General features: G+C 39.8%; 14 protein-coding genes. 9 read left to right on the top strand and 5 right to left on the bottom strand.

The genetic code is table 11. The features are described 5' to 3' along the window. Window positions 1-254: 254 nt before the first annotated feature. From AC07VK_RS02025 to AC07VK_RS02065, 9 genes are all read left to right on the top strand, one after another. A complete protein-coding gene (locus AC07VK_RS02025) occupies window positions 255-3,239 on the top strand; it encodes a SusC/RagA family TonB-linked outer membrane protein (RefSeq protein WP_492957972.1) in 2,985 nt (994 codons plus the stop codon). Between the two features lie 28 nt (window positions 3,240-3,267). Further along, a complete protein-coding gene (locus AC07VK_RS02030) occupies window positions 3,268-4,875 on the top strand; it encodes a RagB/SusD family nutrient uptake outer membrane protein (RefSeq protein ID WP_492957973.1) in 1,608 nt (535 codons plus the stop codon). 12 nt (window positions 4,876-4,887) lie between these two features. After that, a complete protein-coding gene (locus AC07VK_RS02035) occupies window positions 4,888-6,003 on the top strand; it encodes a SusE domain-containing protein (protein ID WP_492957975.1) in 1,116 nt (371 codons plus the stop codon). Window positions 6,004-6,010: 7 nt separating this feature from the next. Continuing rightward, window positions 6,011-7,069: a glycoside hydrolase family 53 protein gene (locus tag AC07VK_RS02040; protein ID WP_492957977.1), complete on the top strand. Its 1,059-nt coding sequence runs from the start codon at window positions 6,011-6,013 to the stop codon at window positions 7,067-7,069. Window positions 7,070-7,133: 64 nt separating this feature from the next. After that, on the top strand, window positions 7,134-9,692 hold the full coding sequence (locus AC07VK_RS02045) for a membrane or secreted protein (RefSeq protein ID WP_492957979.1): 2,559 nt from the start codon (window positions 7,134-7,136) through the stop codon (window positions 9,690-9,692). Between the two features lie 20 nt (window positions 9,693-9,712). Then, the gene (locus AC07VK_RS02050) at window positions 9,713-12,136 is read left to right on the top strand and encodes a DUF4982 domain-containing protein (protein ID WP_492957981.1); all 2,424 of its coding nucleotides are present in this window, start codon (window positions 9,713-9,715) and stop codon (window positions 12,134-12,136) included. Between the two features lie 255 nt (window positions 12,137-12,391). Continuing rightward, window positions 12,392-12,682: a hypothetical protein gene (locus AC07VK_RS02055; protein WP_057933358.1), complete on the top strand. Its 291-nt coding sequence runs from the start codon at window positions 12,392-12,394 to the stop codon at window positions 12,680-12,682. A 164-nt stretch (window positions 12,683-12,846) separates the two neighbouring features. After that, window positions 12,847-13,035: a cold-shock protein gene (locus AC07VK_RS02060; RefSeq protein ID WP_025142821.1), complete on the top strand. Its 189-nt coding sequence runs from the start codon at window positions 12,847-12,849 to the stop codon at window positions 13,033-13,035. A gap of 246 nt (window positions 13,036-13,281) precedes the next feature. Continuing rightward, window positions 13,282-13,953 carry a hypothetical protein gene (locus tag AC07VK_RS02065; protein WP_492952880.1) on the top strand — a complete coding sequence of 224 codons (672 nt, stop codon included), beginning with the start codon at window positions 13,282-13,284 and terminating at the stop codon, window positions 13,951-13,953. A gap of 1 nt (window position 13,954) precedes the next feature. Here AC07VK_RS02065 and AC07VK_RS02070 read toward each other — a convergent pair whose 3' ends face one another. From AC07VK_RS02070 to AC07VK_RS02090, 5 genes are all read right to left on the bottom strand, one after another. Next, entirely contained in the window at window positions 13,955-14,296 is a 342-nt protein-coding gene (locus AC07VK_RS02070) for a hypothetical protein (protein WP_057933355.1), read from the bottom strand. Window positions 14,297-14,591: 295 nt separating this feature from the next. Further along, window positions 14,592-15,500 (bottom strand): bifunctional molybdenum cofactor biosynthesis protein MoaC/MoaB, encoded by a 909-nt coding sequence (gene moaCB / locus AC07VK_RS02075; RefSeq protein ID WP_492957983.1) that lies wholly within the window; start codon window positions 15,498-15,500, stop codon window positions 14,592-14,594. Between the two features lies 1 nt (window position 15,501). Beyond that, window positions 15,502-15,945 (bottom strand): molybdenum cofactor biosynthesis protein MoaE, encoded by a 444-nt coding sequence (locus tag AC07VK_RS02080; protein WP_492957985.1) that lies wholly within the window; start codon window positions 15,943-15,945, stop codon window positions 15,502-15,504. 1 nt (window position 15,946) lies between these two features. Next, entirely contained in the window at window positions 15,947-17,053 is a 1,107-nt protein-coding gene (locus AC07VK_RS02085; protein ID WP_492952883.1) for a ThiF family adenylyltransferase, read from the bottom strand. Window positions 17,054-17,060: 7 nt separating this feature from the next. After that, window positions 17,061-17,294, bottom strand: a complete 234-nt coding sequence (locus AC07VK_RS02090; RefSeq protein ID WP_492957987.1) for a MoaD/ThiS family protein — start codon at window positions 17,292-17,294, stop codon at window positions 17,061-17,063. Between the last annotated feature and the right edge of the window lie 163 nt (window positions 17,295-17,457).

The following is a 17,457-nucleotide window of genomic DNA, read 5'->3' on the forward strand; positions in this document are numbered from 1 at the left end:
TTATCCTCGCAACCTCATTCACAACTTGATTGGGAATTTCGAAACCTTAGCCAGGCTTGCATTATTCATTAAGATTAGCTTTGCTGAGCACTTCGTGGTTTCTGCCTGCGCGGGAATGATACATGAGGAATGACGGATTGAAAGCAATTTAAAGCAATAATATGTCGATTAGCACAAAAGAAATGAACAATAGCACAAGGCGGACAATGCGATAAATCCTTCATTTGTATCGTTAATTCTAACCATAATATTCTATGCACATTTTTACATCTTTCTTCAAAGGTAACAAGCGAATGTTAATGCTTTTACTTCTGATTTTTACCCATGGATATCTTTTTGCACAGCAGGCAACCATTACCGGTGTTGTTAAATCAGCGCCCGATAATTTAGGTATGCCGGGTGTAAGTGTTCGCTTAAAAGGAACGGCGATTGCCACCTCTACTGATGCAAATGGAAATTTTAGTATCAAGATTCCTGCTAAGGCCGGTATGCTCGAATTTACTTCGGTAGGTTATAAAGTCCGGGAGGTCCCGGTTTCGAAAACCACAACCTTAAACATAACCTTAGTAGAAGATGCTTCTACCCTAAATGATGTGGTTGTAGTGGGTTATGGAACCACCCGAAAACAAGATCTTACGGGTTCTGTAGCAGTTGTTGGTGTAAAGGATTTCCAAAAGGGAAGTATTAGTACGCCAGAGCAGATGTTATCGGGTAAGGTTTCGGGGGTTTCGATTACTTCGAACAGCGGTCAGCCGGGAAGTGGAAGTACCATCCGTATCCGTGGCGGTTCATCATTAAACGCAAGTAACGATCCGTTGTTTGTGATAGACGGCGTACCTTTAGAAAGCGGTGGCGTTTCAGGCGCATCAAATCCTTTGAGTTTCATCAATCCGAATGATATTGAAACCTTTACGGTTTTAAAAGATGCATCGGCAGCAGCCATTTATGGTGCAAGAGCATCAAATGGTGTAATCATTATCACCACAAAAAAAGGTTTGGGCGATGCCTTAAAAGTAACTTTCAATTCGGTAAATTCTGTTTCTAAATTAAGCAAACCGTTGGATGTTTTAAATGCTGATGAAATCCGTGCGATTGTGAATTCTAAAGGAACGGCAACGCAAAAAGCACAATTGGGTACATTTAATACCAACTGGCAAGATCTGATTTATCAGGATGGTTTTTCTACCGATAACAATATCAGCATTAGTGGCGGAATCAAAAAATTGCCCTACCGTTTATCAATTGGTTATCAGAATCAAACAGGTGTGTTAAGGACGGATGAATTGCAGAAAACTTCAGCTGCCGTTGTTTTTAATCCAAGGTTTTTTGATAATCACTTAAAACTCGATATCAATCTGAAAGGAAGTATGCAGAAAACACGTTTTGCAAATACATCCGCTATTGGTGGTGCAGTGAGTTTTGATCCAACACAAGCTACTTATACGAACAGGCCAGACTATAATGGTTATTGGGAGTGGTTAGATTCAACTACACCGACCGGTCTGGTTAATTTAGTTGGCCGTAATCCGGTTGGCTTATTGGAACAAAGAGAAGACCGTGCGAAACCAATGCGGAGTATCGGTAACCTGCAACTGGATTATAGTTTTCACTTTTTGCCAGAACTGCACGCTAATTTAAACGCTGCTTATGATGTGGCTTCGGGCAAAGGAACGGTTTATGTAGATCCAAATGCTGCAGAATCGATTTTGAGCAACGGCGTAAACAATCAATACAAACAAAATAGAAGAAATACGGTTCTGGATTTTTACCTGAACTATGTTAAAGAATTTAAATCGATTAAAAGTAGGATTGATGCAACCGCAGGTTATTCTTACAATGATTATTTAACTACACAGTACAACTATCCCAGTTTTGATGCTTATGGAACTAAAGTTGTAAACTCAGATCCTGCTTTTGCTTTTAACAAACCTCAATATCGTTTAATCTCTTATTTTGGAAGATTAAATTACAACTACGATGAGCGTTTTCTATTAACCGCAACGGTACGTCGTGATGGCTCATCCCGTTTCGGGCCTTCTTTTAAATATGGCGTTTTCCCATCTGCGGCCTTAGCTTGGACCATTAAAAATGAGTCTTTTCTGAAGGATAGTAAAATTGTTTCTGCATTAAAACTACGTGTAGGTTATGGTATAACCGGTCAGCAGGATGGGATTGGCAATTACGGATATATGTCTACCTATGGTTTGAGTGCCTTAAATGCCTCTTACCAGTTTGGCAATACCTTTTATCAGATGTACCGTCCAAGCGCTTACATTGCAAACATCAAGTGGGAAGAAACTGCAACAGCCAACATTGGTTTGGATTTCGGATTTTTGGATAACCGCATTACGGGTACCCTGGAAGTTTACCGCAAGAAAACCAGCGATCTGTTGAATTTAATTCCTCAGCCAGCCGGAACCAATTTCGCTGCAACAGCAATTGTGAATGTTGGTGATATGGAAAACAAAGGAGCAGAGTTAACCCTGAATTTTAACCCAATAAGAGAGAAAGATTTCAACTGGGATTTTAGCTTTAATGCCACTTATAACAAAAATACCATTACCAATTTAACGGTAGTACCAAATGATCCAAATTATGCGGGCTTTCCGAGTGGAACCATTGCCGGTGGGGTTGGTGGACAAAATGCCTTTATCAACGCGGTTGGCGGACCGAAAAATACCTTCAACCTGTTTGAACAGACTTATGATCAGAACGGAAACCCAATTGAGGGTGTTTATATAGACCAGAATGGTGATGGCGTAATCAATCAGAACGATTTCAAAAAAGGAAAACAAGCAGATCCTAAAGTTTTCCTGGGTTTTAGTAATAACCTGAGTTACAAAAAATGGAACTTATCATTCACCTTGAGGGCAAATTTAGGTAACTACGTTTACAACAATAACTATAGCCAAAGCGGTAATTTAAACCAGATTTTAGGAACTGCAATTATTTTGAATGCTTCGCCCAATTATCTGACCACCAATTTTAAAACCCAGCAGTTATTGAGCGATTATTATGTTCAAAATGCTTCTTTTTTAAGAATGGATAACGTTAATCTGGGTTATGCTTTCGGTCAGATCCTTAAAACCAAAGCAAACGTACAGCTAACGGCCAGCGTACAGAACGTATTTGTAATTACCCAATACAAGGGATTGGATCCAGAGGTGGCGTCAGGAGTGGATAACAATATCTATCCACGACCTCGTATTTTCTCTTTAGGCTTAAATGTTAATTTCTAAGATGATGAACTGCTTTAACAAAAAATATATGAAACCACGTGTTTTACCATTATTCACGCTAGTTTGTGCCATCGGGATGTTGATCACATCGTGCAACAAACTGGATTTAGTGCCCACAAACGATCTTACGGCCGATAAAGTGTATACCACAGCTGCCGGTTATAAACAATCATTAGCCAAGGTGTACGGTGCTTTTGCCCTTACCGGAAATGCATCCGTTGGTCAGCCCGATATTCCGGTAGAGATTATTAAAGATGAAGGTAATTCCGATTTCCTTCGTTTATACTGGAACTTGCAGGAATTAACTACTGATGAGGCTGTTTGGTCATGGCAAAACGATGCGGGTATCCAGGGACTGCACGAAATGACCTGGTCATCAATCAATTCCATCATCAATGGTTTATACTACCGTTCATTTTTTCAGATTACACTTTGCAACGATTTTATCAATCAATCTTCAGATGATAATTTAAGCAAAAGGGGAATTACTGGCGCTGATGCCGATCAGGTACGCAGGTTTAAGGCTGAAGCCCGTTTTATCAGGGCGTATCAATATGCGGTATTAATGGATATTTATGGAAACCCGCCACTGGTTACCGAAACTACCGAAATTGGGGGTAAAGATTTGCCGAAACAGATTGCCCGTAAAGATTTATTCGCCTATGTAGAATCAGAACTTAAGGCCATTGAAAATGATCTTGCTGCGCCAAAAGCAAACGAATATGGCCGTGCTGATAGGACTGCATCATGGGCTTTGTTATCGAGGATTTATCTAAATGCAGAAGTATATACTGGTACCGCCAGATATACCGACGCGATTACCTATTGCAACAAAATTACGGCCGCAGGTTATACGCTTCATGGCAATTACCGTGAGTTAACTATTGCCGATAATCACTTAAATACCGACGAGAACATCTTTACCATTAATTACGACGGCACAAATACCCAGAATTTTGGGGGTACTACTTACCTGATGCATGGTCCGGCACACGTACCGGCAGAAGTTTCAGGATCCAACGGCGATTGGGGTGGATTAAGGATTACCCAACAATTTGTAAATCTTTTTACCGATAAAACAGGTGCAACAGATAAAAGGGCTCAGTTTTATATGTCGGGACAAAATTTGGAGGTGAACGATCTGTATACTTCTAACGATGGTTACTCCAGCACTAAATTCCGTAATAAAACCCGCTCAGGTGGGCCGGCGCCACATCAGGATGTAGCCAAAGACTTTTCGGATATCGATTTCCCGCTTTTCCGCTTAGGTGAAACCTATTTAACTTATGCTGAAGCTGTTTTACGGGGTGGCTCAGGCGGTAGTTTAACACAGGCATTAACGTACATTAACCAGTTGCGTACCCGTGCATATAACGGAAGCGTAGCCGGAAACATCACCTCAAGCGCTTTAACTACCGATTTTATTTTAGATGAACGCGGGCGCGAACTTTGGTACGAGGCAAGCCGCAGAACGGATTTGATCCGTTTTGGAAAGTTTACCACCGCTGCTTATTTATGGGCGTGGAAAGGTGGCGTTAAAGGCGGTGCAGCCGTAAATAGCAAGTACAACCTTTATCCATTGCCGCCAACCGATCTTTCGGCTAATCCAAACCTTCGTCAGAATACAGGTTATTAATCCAAAACAATTATGAAACAGTTATCAATTCAGATCATATATACTTTGCTTTTAATCAGTCTGTTCTTTGGCTGCGAAAAAGAAGAAAGTACAAACATCGTTACGCCACCAAATGCAGGTAGCCTTGCTTTTAAAAGTTCGGTAGCCAATGTAGTATTAACCTCAGCGAATGATGCTGCTCAGGTGGCGACATTTAGTTTTAAAGCCGCAAACTTTGGTGCAAGTGTTATTCCAACCTATTCACTGGAATTTGATGTGCCTGCAGATACTGTAGGTACAAATGCCTGGGCCAATGCGGTAATCGTTAAACTTACTGCCGGTACTTTTGAAAAAGCTTATCTGGGTGCCGATTTTAATTCACTTTTAGCCAATCAGCTGTTATTGCCAACAGGTGTGGTAAGTACCGTAGTGGTGAGATTGAAAGCAGAAGTGACCCAAAATACCGGGACAGCCTCAACCATTAAACCAATTTATTCGAGTTTAACCATGACGGTTAATCCATACAAAGCCACCATAGAATATCCTGCTTTGATGATAAAAGGAGGTAATTCCTGGAAAACACCAACCGCAAGAACCAATGGTTTTGTGCTAACCTCTGCTAAATTCAATTCGAAATACGAAGGTTATCTTAATCTGCCAAACGCCGATGGTTATGGTGGCGATGCTTTTCAATTGGTATCTACAAAAGATGCGAGCAAGGTTTACGGCTGGGGAGGCACTTCAACTACGATGAGCTTAACAGGAGGTAATTTGTACCTTACACCAGCTCCGGCTTATATGAAAGTAAATGCCGATGTAGATGCATTGACGATCACCTATACACCTGTTAAATTTTTTATCTCTGGCGATGATAACGCCTGGAGTACTTCATCCACACCATTGATTTACAATGCAGCAACAGGCAAGTGGGTTGCGGCGAATGTTTCATTAACTGCAGGCAAAACTTTTGTGTTTACCTGTAATGGTGGTTACGATATCAGTTACAAAGTAGATGCCAATGGGGCCTTAGTTTATGCTGGTGCACCAACCTGGGGCGGTATCAATATCCCGGTTACCAAAACAGGCATTTTCACCGTTACTTTAGATTTAAGCGCTGGTGATGGAAATTATACATATTCAATTAAATAGGCTAGAGATGTTAAAAAATATAAGCATAAACAGCATGAAATGGCTGGGATTTATTTTATTGCTGGCAATGATAGGTGCCGGATGTAAAAAATCAGTTAAAGGCGAAACACAAATTTATCCTGAGCCAGATCCTGTGGGCACTTATGCCTTGGGAGCCGATGTAAGCTGGCTGACCGAAATGGAAGCTGCAGGTAAAAAGTTTTACAATACTGCAGGAGAGCAACAAGATCTGCTTAAAATTTTAAAAGATAAAGGGGTCAATACCATTCGCCTTAGGGTTTGGGTAAATCCAGCTGCAGGTTATTGCAATACAGCCGACGTTTTAGCCAAGGCAAAAAGGGCAAAAGCCATGAACATGCGTTTGTTGATCGATTTTCATTACAGCGATTCTTGGGCAGATCCAGGGCAGCAAAACAAACCTGCCGCATGGGCAACACAGGATTTTGCCGGCTTAAAAACTTCGGTTTACAACCATACCGTTGAGGTTTTAACCGTTTTAAAAACCAATAAAATTATACCTGAATGGGTGCAAGTGGGTAACGAAACCAATAATGGCATGTTATGGAATGATGGAAAAGCATCTACAAACATGAAAAACTTTGCAGATCTGGTGCTTTCTGGCTATAATGGTGTGAAAGCAGTAAATCCAACTTCGAAAGTGGTGGTGCATATTTCTAATGGTTATGATAACAGTCTATTCAGGTGGATGTTCGATGGATTAAAAAATAATGGTGCCAAATGGGATGTAATCGGGATGTCAATGTATCCTACAGCTACAGATTGGTCGGCAAAAAACACCCAGTGTTTAGCCAACATGACGGATATGGTTTCCCGTTACGGATCGGAAGTAATGATCTGTGAATTGGGAATGCCAGTTTCAGAAGCGGTAGCCTGCAAAGCTTTTATTAAAGATTTAATCGCGAAGAATAAATCGTTGCCAAATAACAAAGGATTAGGGGTTTTCTATTGGGAGCCGCAATCTTACAATAGTTGGAGTGGTTATAAATTGGGTGCTTTTGATGATACGGGCAAACCAACGGTTGCAATGGATGCGTTTCTGCCTTAACTTGGCAGTTGGTCAGGATTTGTAATCCTTACCTGGCGGGAAGCGGATTTTAAATCCGCAGTTAATGAACAATTTTTTATTTATGATTTTACTCAAAAAACTGTCTCTTTCTGTTGCTTTTGCCCTTATGGCAATCGTTACCCATGCGCAAAATAAACAAGGTATTGATGTAGATGCATCAGGTGTAATCCGCTGGGAGAAAGATAATAAGGAAGCTGCTTTTTTCGGTACCAATTATACCGCACCCTTTGCCTATGGCAATCGGGCCATTTTAAAAATGGGTATAACTGCCGAACAAGCCATAAAAGACGATGTTTATCATTTCTCGCGATTGGGTTTAGATGCTTTCCGTGTACATGTCTGGGATCAGGAAATATCAGATGCTGAAGGAAACCTGATCAATAACGAACATTTACGTCTTTTTGATTTTCTGCTTGCAGAACTTAAGAAACGCAAAATCAAAACCCTGGTTACGCCAATTGCCTTTTGGGGAAACGGTTATCCGGAGAAAGATGAAAATACCGGAAGCTTTGCCAATAAGTATGGTAAAGATAAATCTGTAGTAAATGAAGAAGCTTTTAAAGCACAGGAAAATTACCTGAAACAGTTTTTTAAGCATAAAAACCCTTACACTGGTTTAACCTACCAACAGGATGTAGATATTTTAGCCACCGAGATCAATAACGAACCGCATCACAGCGGACCAAAGGAAAGGGCAACAGAATACGTTAACCGCATGACTGCCGCTATAAAAAGTACGGGTTGGACAAAACCTGTTTTCTATAACATCAGCGAATCGCCCTGGTACGCTGATGCCATTGTAAAAGCAGCTGTTCAGGGGCATAGCTTTCAATGGTATCCAACAGGTTTGGTTGCCGGGCATACTTTACAAGGAAATTACCTTCCAAATGTAGCCCGGTATAAAATCCCTTTCGATAGCATTCCTGCATTTAAAAACCGGGCTAAAGTAGTTTACGAATTTGATGCCGGTGACGTAATGGCGCCGATGATGTACCCTGCAATGGCCAGGAGTTTTAGGGCTGCAGGTTTTCAATGGGCAACCCAGTTTGCCTACGACCCGATGGCAACTGCTTATGCCAATACCGAGTATCAAACTCATTATTTAAACCTCGCTTATACGCCATCAAAAGCAATCAGTATGTTAATTGCTTCGAAGGTTTTCCATCAATTTGGCCGTTTAGATACTTTAAACAACGGCAATACTTTTGGCCCGTTTAAAATTGATTACAAAAATTCGTTGAGCGAAATGAATACTGCTGAAGAATTTTATTATACCAATAGCACCACCTCAAAACTAATCAATGCAAAAAAACTAAAACATATTGCAGGTGTGGGCAGCTCTAAAATTGTTCAATATCAGGGTAGGGGAGCCTATTTTATAGATCAGGTGGCTACCGGGGTGTGGCGTTTGGAAGTAATGCCAGATGCAATCGCCATCAGAGATCCTTTTGAAAAAGCTTCACCACAAAAAGAGGTCACAAAGATTATCTGGTCTACTTTACCAATCGATATTGATCTTCCCGATCTGGGTGCTGGCTTTACAGTCAAAGGATTAAATCAAGGCAATACCTTTAATTCAGCTGCTGTTGAACATCGTTTTAGTGTTTCTCCTGGTGCTTATCTGTTGATTAAGAAAAACTTAAAAACCAATCTGAACGCTCAAAGCATTAGTCAGCATATAGCCTTAGGTGAATTTGTTGCACCAAAAGCTTCCAATGAGGATATTTTTGTTAAACATGAGGCTTTAACAACGGTTTCAGAAGATATAGCCTTACCAATCAATGCACAAATTACAGGCTTAGGTGCAAAAGATTCAGCATTTATTCAATTGAATGCTGCCAACCGCTGGAAAAATATTCCGCTAGAAAAAAATCAGGAATACCAATATCATGCAACAATTCCGGCCGAACTGGTGAAAAATGGTGTGCTGAAATATCAGATCATCGTTCATAAAGCAAATGGCGATTACATCACTTTTCCGGCAAATGTAAAAGGAAATCCCAATGTATGGGATAAGCTTGAAACGGAAAGTTACCAGACCTATGTGGCCGCTAAAGATGCCATTGTAGAAATTTTCAATGCAGGCAAAGACGGCAAAAATATCAATATCTATAATCCTGATTGGGGAAACAATAAAATTGAATATGTTTCAGAAGAAAATCCATCGGTACTGAACCTGAAACTCTCCATGGGTAAGCCAAAAACTAATCAATTGATGGGGTTTCAAAGCTTCTTTGCTGATAAAATGGCTGGGAGGTCTACAGAATTGAACAATTTAAAAACATTGGTGATCAAGATTAAAGCAAATACCGAAAACACAAAGATTAAAATCGGTTTAACTGATACTGATGCACATTTCTTCGCGACAGAAATTCTCGCCGGAAAAGATTTTAAATTGATAGAAATCTCTTTAAATCAGCTTAAAAACGATGCGCAATTGTTGCTTCCACGTCCTTATCCTGGTTTTTTACCACTTTATTTTCAATCGCCAACTCAAGCTGTCTTTAGTTTGAAGAATGCTGAAAAACTTGAAGTTACATTTGGTTATGGAAACCCCACTAAACCAAATCATATTATTATCGAATCTATCTATTTAAAATAACCATCAATTATATGTTCCGATTGAAGAAAATACTTTTTACCATTTTTATGGTTAGCCTGGCTTATTTAAATGCCTTTGCACAACGAACCGAAATTTTACTTGATGAAGGCTGGAAATTTTCAAAAGGAAATTTTCCGAATGCTGCCGAGGCTACTTTTAATGATACCCGCTGGGAAACGGTTGCTGTTCCGCACGATTGGGCCATTAGCGGACCTTTTGATAAGGAAATAGACAAACAGGTAACCGCGATTACTCAGAATGGCGAAAGCAGGGCTACTGAAAAAACGGGTAGAACAGGAGCCTTACCGTATATTGGAGAAGGCTGGTACCGAAAAAAAATTAACCTCCAGGCGCTTAAACCAAACCAGAAAGTGCTGCTTCAGATAGATGGCGCCATGAGCGAACCTCGTGTGTACCTCAACGGGAAACAGGTTGGACAATGGAATTATGGTTACAATTACTTTTATATAGACATCACTAACGACTTAAAAACAACCGGTAATTTATTGGCTATCCATCTTAAAAATATGCCAAAATCCTCTCGTTGGTACCCTGGGGCAGGTTTATACCGCAATGTGCATTTAATCATCAAAGACGAAAAAAGCATCGAACAATGGGGGATTACAGTAACAAGCCCAATAGTAAAGAAAGAATTTGCCAAAGTGAATATCAAAACAAAATTAACAGGTAAAGGTGTTCGTTTGGTTACGCAGATTTTAGATAGCTTAGGTAAGCAGGTGGCTATTGATACAGCGAAATCGATCTTTGGAAACGAAGCCGATCAAAATATAGAAATCAGCAATCCCAAACTTTGGAGCCCCGAAAGACCTTATCTGTATACTTCGGTATCGAACGTGTATGAAGGGAACACATTGAAAGATGTAGTGAAAACGCGATTTGGGATCAGAACGATTAATTTCAGTGCAGGAATAGGATTTAGCCTCAACGGTCAGGTAAGAAAGTTTAAAGGCGTTTGCCTGCACCACGATCTTGGTCCGCTTGGCGCTGCGATTAATACCGCTGCATTAAGAAGACAATTAACGATTTTAAAAGAAATGGGCTGCGATGCTATTAGAAGTTCGCACAATATGCCCTCGCCCGAGCAATTGGAACTGTGTGATGAAATGGGATTCATGTTCCTTGCCGAAAGTTTCGATGAATGGGCAAAAGCCAAGGTAGAAAACGGTTACCACCTTTATTTTAATACCGATGCCGAAAAAGATATTGTAAATCTGGTACAGGCCAATAAAAATCACCCTTGTATTGTGATGTGGAGCTCAGGAAACGAAGTGCCTGATCAGTTTGGTTCAGAAGGTGTTAAAAGGGCTAAATGGCTTCAGGAAATTTTCCACCGAGAAGATCCTACACGTCCGGTTACCGTAGGGATGGATCAGGTGAAGGCAACCATGCAATCGGGTTTTGGTGCATTGATGGATATACCGGGTTTAAATTATCGGGTACATCTTTACGAAGAAGCCAATAAGGTTTTTCCACAGGGCTTTATTTTGGGATCTGAAACAGCCTCAACGGTAAGCTCCCGCGGGATATATAAATTTCCGGTTGTAAAAGGATTTGATAAACAATATCCTGATTTTCAGTCTTCTTCTTATGATCTTGAATATTGTAGCTGGTCTAATGTACCTGACGATGATTTTGTGATGCAGGACGATAAACCATGGGTAATCGGAGAATTTGTTTGGACAGGTTTCGATTACCTTGGCGAGCCAACCCCTTACGATAGCAGTTGGCCATCAAGAAGTTCTTATTTTGGGATTTCTGATCTGGCTGGTTTACCCAAAGACCGTTATTACCTGTACAGAAGCCGTTGGAATAAAGCTGCGCCAACATTACATTTACTGCCACATTGGAACTGGGAGGGAAGAGAAGGTCAAACTACGCCAGTTTTTGTATACACCAGTTATGATAGTGCCGAACTTTTCTTGAATGGTAAAAGTTTGGGTGTACGTAAAAAAGATAAATCAACACCCCAAAACCGCTATAGGTTGATGTGGATGGATGTAAAATACGAACCAGGAACCTTAAAGGTTATAGCTTTTGACAGCAATGGAAACCCCGTAGCCGAAGAAAAGATAACTACAGCAGGTAAACCTTATAAAATTGTGTTAACACCGGATAGAAAAGATATTACGGCCGACGGAAAAGATCTGTCTTTTGTAACCGTCTCAGTAGTTGATCAAAACGGTATACCTTGTCCAACAGCTACCAATGCTTTAAACTTTGAAGTAAAAGGAGCGGGGACATTTAAAGCGGTTTGTAATGGCGATGCTACTTCTTTGGAATCATTTGTAAAACCAACCATGAAATTATTCAGTGGAAAACTGGTGGTGGTGGTACAATCAGATAAGAAAGGCGGGACGATACAATTAAATGTTAAAGGAAAAGAATTAAAGAGTGAAGGTTTGGAAATTGTTTCCCTAAAGTAATCTTTCATATCAAATATATCTTTATTTAGTATATAAAGTTAAAATTAACAGATTTTTGGTTCAAATAATTGATTTTAAGTGTGTTATTGATGGGTAATTGTCGTTTTAGTTGAAAAATTATCATTAAAAGAGCTGCATTATGCAGCTCTTTTGTTTTTTATTGGTTTTTAACGCGAATTGTATAGGTCCTGTTACAATTAATCTTATTTGGAATAATTTTTTAAATTAGCATATATTAAAAAACCTGATAAGCTTATGGAAAATCTAAAAGAAGAAACCAAAATCAAAGCTTTCCTCACCAGGATAAAAGCAGAGTGGCCAGGAGTGGTAGAACGCTTTGAGTTTAAAACAGGCAGTGTGATTTATGTTCATTTAAAGGAAGGCATATCGAGTATGGATTTTCTCGGTAAACTTTCCAGACAGGTAGAACGTTTTGTCGATTTTAGTATGCCAATTATCTTGTATCATATTGAGAGTGACGGTATGAACTTAAGGTCGCACCCAATTAATTGGTATTCTTCCATTACACAAGGAAAATCTTTTTAATGCTCATAAACATTCGTGGTTAATACCTTTAACTGTAAAATAGTAGCCATAATCTTTACAGTTGTAAATCTTTTTGTGCATAATTCGCAATTTTGTTTGCCAGTAATTTTGGTTTTTGGGTTTTAATCCTATTTTTGGTTTTTAATTTAAAAACATCCAGTATAATGAAAAACGGAACAGTAAAATTTTTTAACTCAGAAAAAGGCTTTGGCTTTATTAAAGAAGAGAGCGGATCTGAGATTTTTGTGCATGCATCAGGCCTGATTGACGAAATCAGAGAGAATGATACAGTTGAATACGAAGTTCAAGAAGGCAAAAAAGGCCTTAATGCAGTGAAAGTAAGAGTTGTTTAATTCTTCCCCAAAAGATTTTGAGCAGGATTTAGTCCTGCTTTTTTTTGCCTTTATATTTTGTATTTCGCCATCGAAACCGGGTACATCAATAACTGAACAAAAAGGTTGAAAAAATTTCGTTCTCATTTCTAGCGGATTACCAATCTGACCCGCTTTACCCGCTATCTATATAGTTGTTTTCTGAATGGGATTTTTATTTTTGCTAATGTCGATCAAGTCGACCGGAACCAAACAAATTAAATATTTTTGCAACTTTCTATTTTTTCAATTCAGGAACCTGTTATAAACGACAAACCTCTTGATCGGGGTACTTTTATGGCTGCGGCACAGTTTGTAACGGCACTTAATTTTGCGGGCGAATTTGAGCTCTTAAGTTTATCGGCCATGAATACACAGGTTGGAGCAGCTAAAAAGGGTGGACTGGTATTTGTACGTAATGGAAAGTTGAAAATGCATCCCGAAATCTACGATCATTTATCCCTGATATCGATATCTTCCATCTGTGCAGGAAGTGTTTATTTCCACGGCCGTGATAAAATTGCAGCAGAAATTGTAAATCTCCCTTATAGCGATGGACTTTTAAACTTAGAAGGCGCTGAAGAGGATTACATGGCATTTAAACGTTTATGCAGCCCTGTTTCACGTTTTTTTTTGCTTCAGGCTAAAAAAGTACAATGGTCGGCAATCTTATCTACATTTAGGTTTTTTATGATGGAAGGCGTTTGGGATGTGGTTAATTTTGTTGCCCATGCACTGCATCAGGCTGATGCAGATGTACTCGCCTGTGCGCAGCTTTTAGAAAGCATGCAAAAACAAGAATGGTACACTGGTTTTTGCCAGTCGCTACAAAATTTCCACGCCTCTCGTTATCCTTTGAGTAAAGCAGGTTTAGAATCAGAACTGCCAGAAATGGCCTAAATTATTTCAGGTAATTTTCTAATAAAACACTTATTTCATCTCCAATAGCTCTATTGCCCATGTTATTGAGTTTTTGTTGCGAAGAATTGTGCTTTTCGATGTATGTAGCCTCTGTTTTATTGAATTTAAGATAACCCTGCTCAAAATAACGTTCTTCAATTTCGGTAGAAGAATCCATCGATCTGAACCATAGTTTAATCAGTGATCCTGTAATTTTATCAAAGTAAAGCCAGTGGTAGGTCGCTTCTGCATCTGCATTGTCGGGCAGACCTAGACGTTGAATTTCTAGAATAGCAGTATCAGAATTTTGGAAAAAGTATAAAATCTTATATTTAGACGACATGCCGCAAAAATAGGACTTAATTTTTTATCACAAAAAACATTTTTGCTGTTTAGATTTAATATTTGTTGGTTTAAACGAATTCGCCTTTCCCGCGCAGGCGGAAATCTTAATGCAAAATAAAGCTATTGCTGAGGCATTACGATTCCAAACAAGTTACTACTAATGGATTCTAAAAATCAGTCGTCATTTCGACCGCAGTGAAGAAATCTTTAAACAATGTTTATGGAATAGGTAATAGATTTCTCTCCCGAAGGTTCGGGACTGCGCTTCAGTCGAAATGACGATTTAACTCAATCTAATGTTTTTCGCCCTTAATCACCTTAAATAAATGCAAAACCTGCGGAAACAAGGCGTCCATGCTTTCCTCTACGCCGCTTTTAGAGCCAGGGAAGGTAAGCACCAGTGTTTCTCCGATAAAACCCGCTACACCGCGCGAAAGCATGGCATAAGGCATGCGCTCCTGTCCGTAACGTCGGGCAGTTTCCATCAGGCCATCAATATTGCGGTCGATTAAGGGAGCAATGGCTTCTGGGGTTACATCCCGGGGTGAAAGGCCAGTTCCCCCGGTAAAAATAATTAAATGGTAGCCTCCTTGGCTTAATTCGCGGGCTTTATCCCGGATGATATTGATTTCATCGGGTACGATTTCATACTTCCCGGCATTGATATCCCATTGAGCTAATCTCGAAATAATCGCTTTGCCAGCGCTATCCTGAGCTTTGTTTTCGAAAATAGAGTCCGAACAAACTACAACAGCAGCTTTTAACTCAGGGAATCTGGCATTTTTAAGGTCTGATTTTCCTCCCGATTTTTTTAAAAGCTTAATGTTTTCTATTTCAACGCCTTTATCAATTGGTTTTAACATATCGTACATGGTTAAAGCCGTAACCGAGGCACCATGCATGGCTTCAACTTCTACACCTGTTTTGTAAATGGTATGTACTTCAACCGTAATAATGATGGTTAACCCCACAATTTCGTAGGTAATAGCGGTATACTCAATAGGAAGCGGGTGGCAATCCGGAATTACATCACTGGTTTTTTTTACGCCGAATAGGCCTGCAGCACGGGCAAATTCAAATACATCGCCTTTGGGTATTTTACGCTGTTCAATAGCATCAATAGTCTCTTGCTTCGATACCTTTACAGTAGCGGTTGCAATGGCAATCCTTAAGGTGTTGGATTTTCTTGTGATGTTTACCATATTAAATATTTTCTTTCCACTGATGGGTTTCGTCTTCGAATATTTCTTTTCCCCAGATCGGTAATTCTGCTTTTAACCGGTCTACCACTTCAGTACAGGCTGCCATTGCGGGTTTACGGTGTGCCGACGAGGTGAAAACAAAAAGGCATATTTCGCCTGTTTTAACTGTGCCCAGGCTATGATAGATATGCATGCAATTGAGTGGATATTTATCAAAGATTTGTTCCCTGATCTGCTGCATTTTTTCGAGCGCAAGGTCATTGTAGGCAGTATATTCAATCGCAGCAACAAATTTGCCTTCAATCTCATCTTTTCTTACCTGTCCCATAAAAATACTATGGCCACCAATAGCTGTTTTGCTGTTGTGTTTGGCAATACTGTCGGCTATAAAAGCAGGTTCGATCGGGCCATCTACAAATATGTTCTTTATCTTTTTTTTGCTCATGTTAGGGTTTGAGAAAATGATCTCTCCATTTTACAATGCCACCTTTTAAACTGTATATTTTTTTTGCATCGCCATATTTTTCCTGCATGGCTTCTGCTGCGGCTACACTTCTGATACCGTGCTGGCAGATGAGCACTACATGTTTCTGGTAAAATTCTTTGCTCATGAAAGCGCCAAACTCCGACATTGGTACCTGTGTAAAGATCTGTTTATCCAATATAGGTACTTCATGCCTTTCGCGTACATCGATTAAAATTGTCGATTCTAACTGTTGAAGTTTAACCAGTTCGCTGGCATCAATTTCTATATATCCCTGCGGTCCTTCGCTCGTATCCTGATAGTCCATATTTAAAAATTCATCAACAGTTTTGGGTAGGGTATAACCGCCTCCATGACTGATGTTGATGGTGTATTGTTCTTGTGTAAGTAAGTTGTAACTTAAAATTTTATTGGTGAGCGGCTGTCCGATTTTGGCAATCAATTTAATGGTTTCTGCGGCTGCCATGGTACCCAATATACCCGGCAATACACCTAGAACGCCATTTTCGGCACAATTTGCTACTTCTCCTTTATCGGGCGGAATGGGGAAAAGATCGCGATAATTGGTGCTGGGGGTTAAATGATCAGGAGTGTTAAATATGGCCAGCTGACCCTCAAAACCTGAAACTGCAGCAAATATAAGTGCTTTGTTCAATAATGCACAGGCATCGTTAATCAGGTACCTGGATTCGAAATTGTCTGTACCATCCAATATGTAATCGTATCTGGATAGAATATCGAGAATATTGTTTTTCTGCAAACGGATCGGGTGGCGGATAATCCCGATCTGGGTATTCATTTCCTGCAGGCGTTTTGCTGCAACCTCTACTTTCAGCTTTCCGATATCAGCCGTCGTAAAAAGAATCTGTCTGTGTAAATTGGATAGTGAAATGGTATCGTCATCAACAATACCAATATGGCCAATGCCGGCAGCGGCCAGGTATTGCAAGGCAGGGCAGCCCAAGCCACCGGCACCAATTACCAATACTTTTGCCCTTAAAAGCTGCTGTTGTGCTTCCTCCCCAAATCCTTTAAGGATAATCTGCCTGTTGTATCGCTCTGCACTCATATATTGTTTATCCTCCGGAAAAAGGTGGCATTATGGCTATTGTAGCATTATTGATAATTTCTGTATTTTCCTGAACGATATTTTTGTTCAGGGCAAGTTTATATTTCATGCTTTTTAAAGCAGGAAACTGGTTTTCGAGGTACTGTTTAAAAGCATCGGTATCAGCAATGCCATCAAGCTCAATATTTTGATTGTTGATAAACTCGGCTATCTTGCCAAAACTGATCAATTCGATTTTCATCTGTATATTTTTGTTTTTTATCGGTGATGAAGCTATCATGAGCATATTTTTCATCAGTATATGTTTGTTTTTTAATTATTATGAAGCTATCATGAGTTTATATGCATTTCTGTTGGTGACTTGTAAACTCATGATGGTTTCACAAGTTTCTATTTGATTTTTG

The sequence above is a fragment of the Pedobacter sp. GW821-FHT01D05 genome (assembly GCF_059422505.1).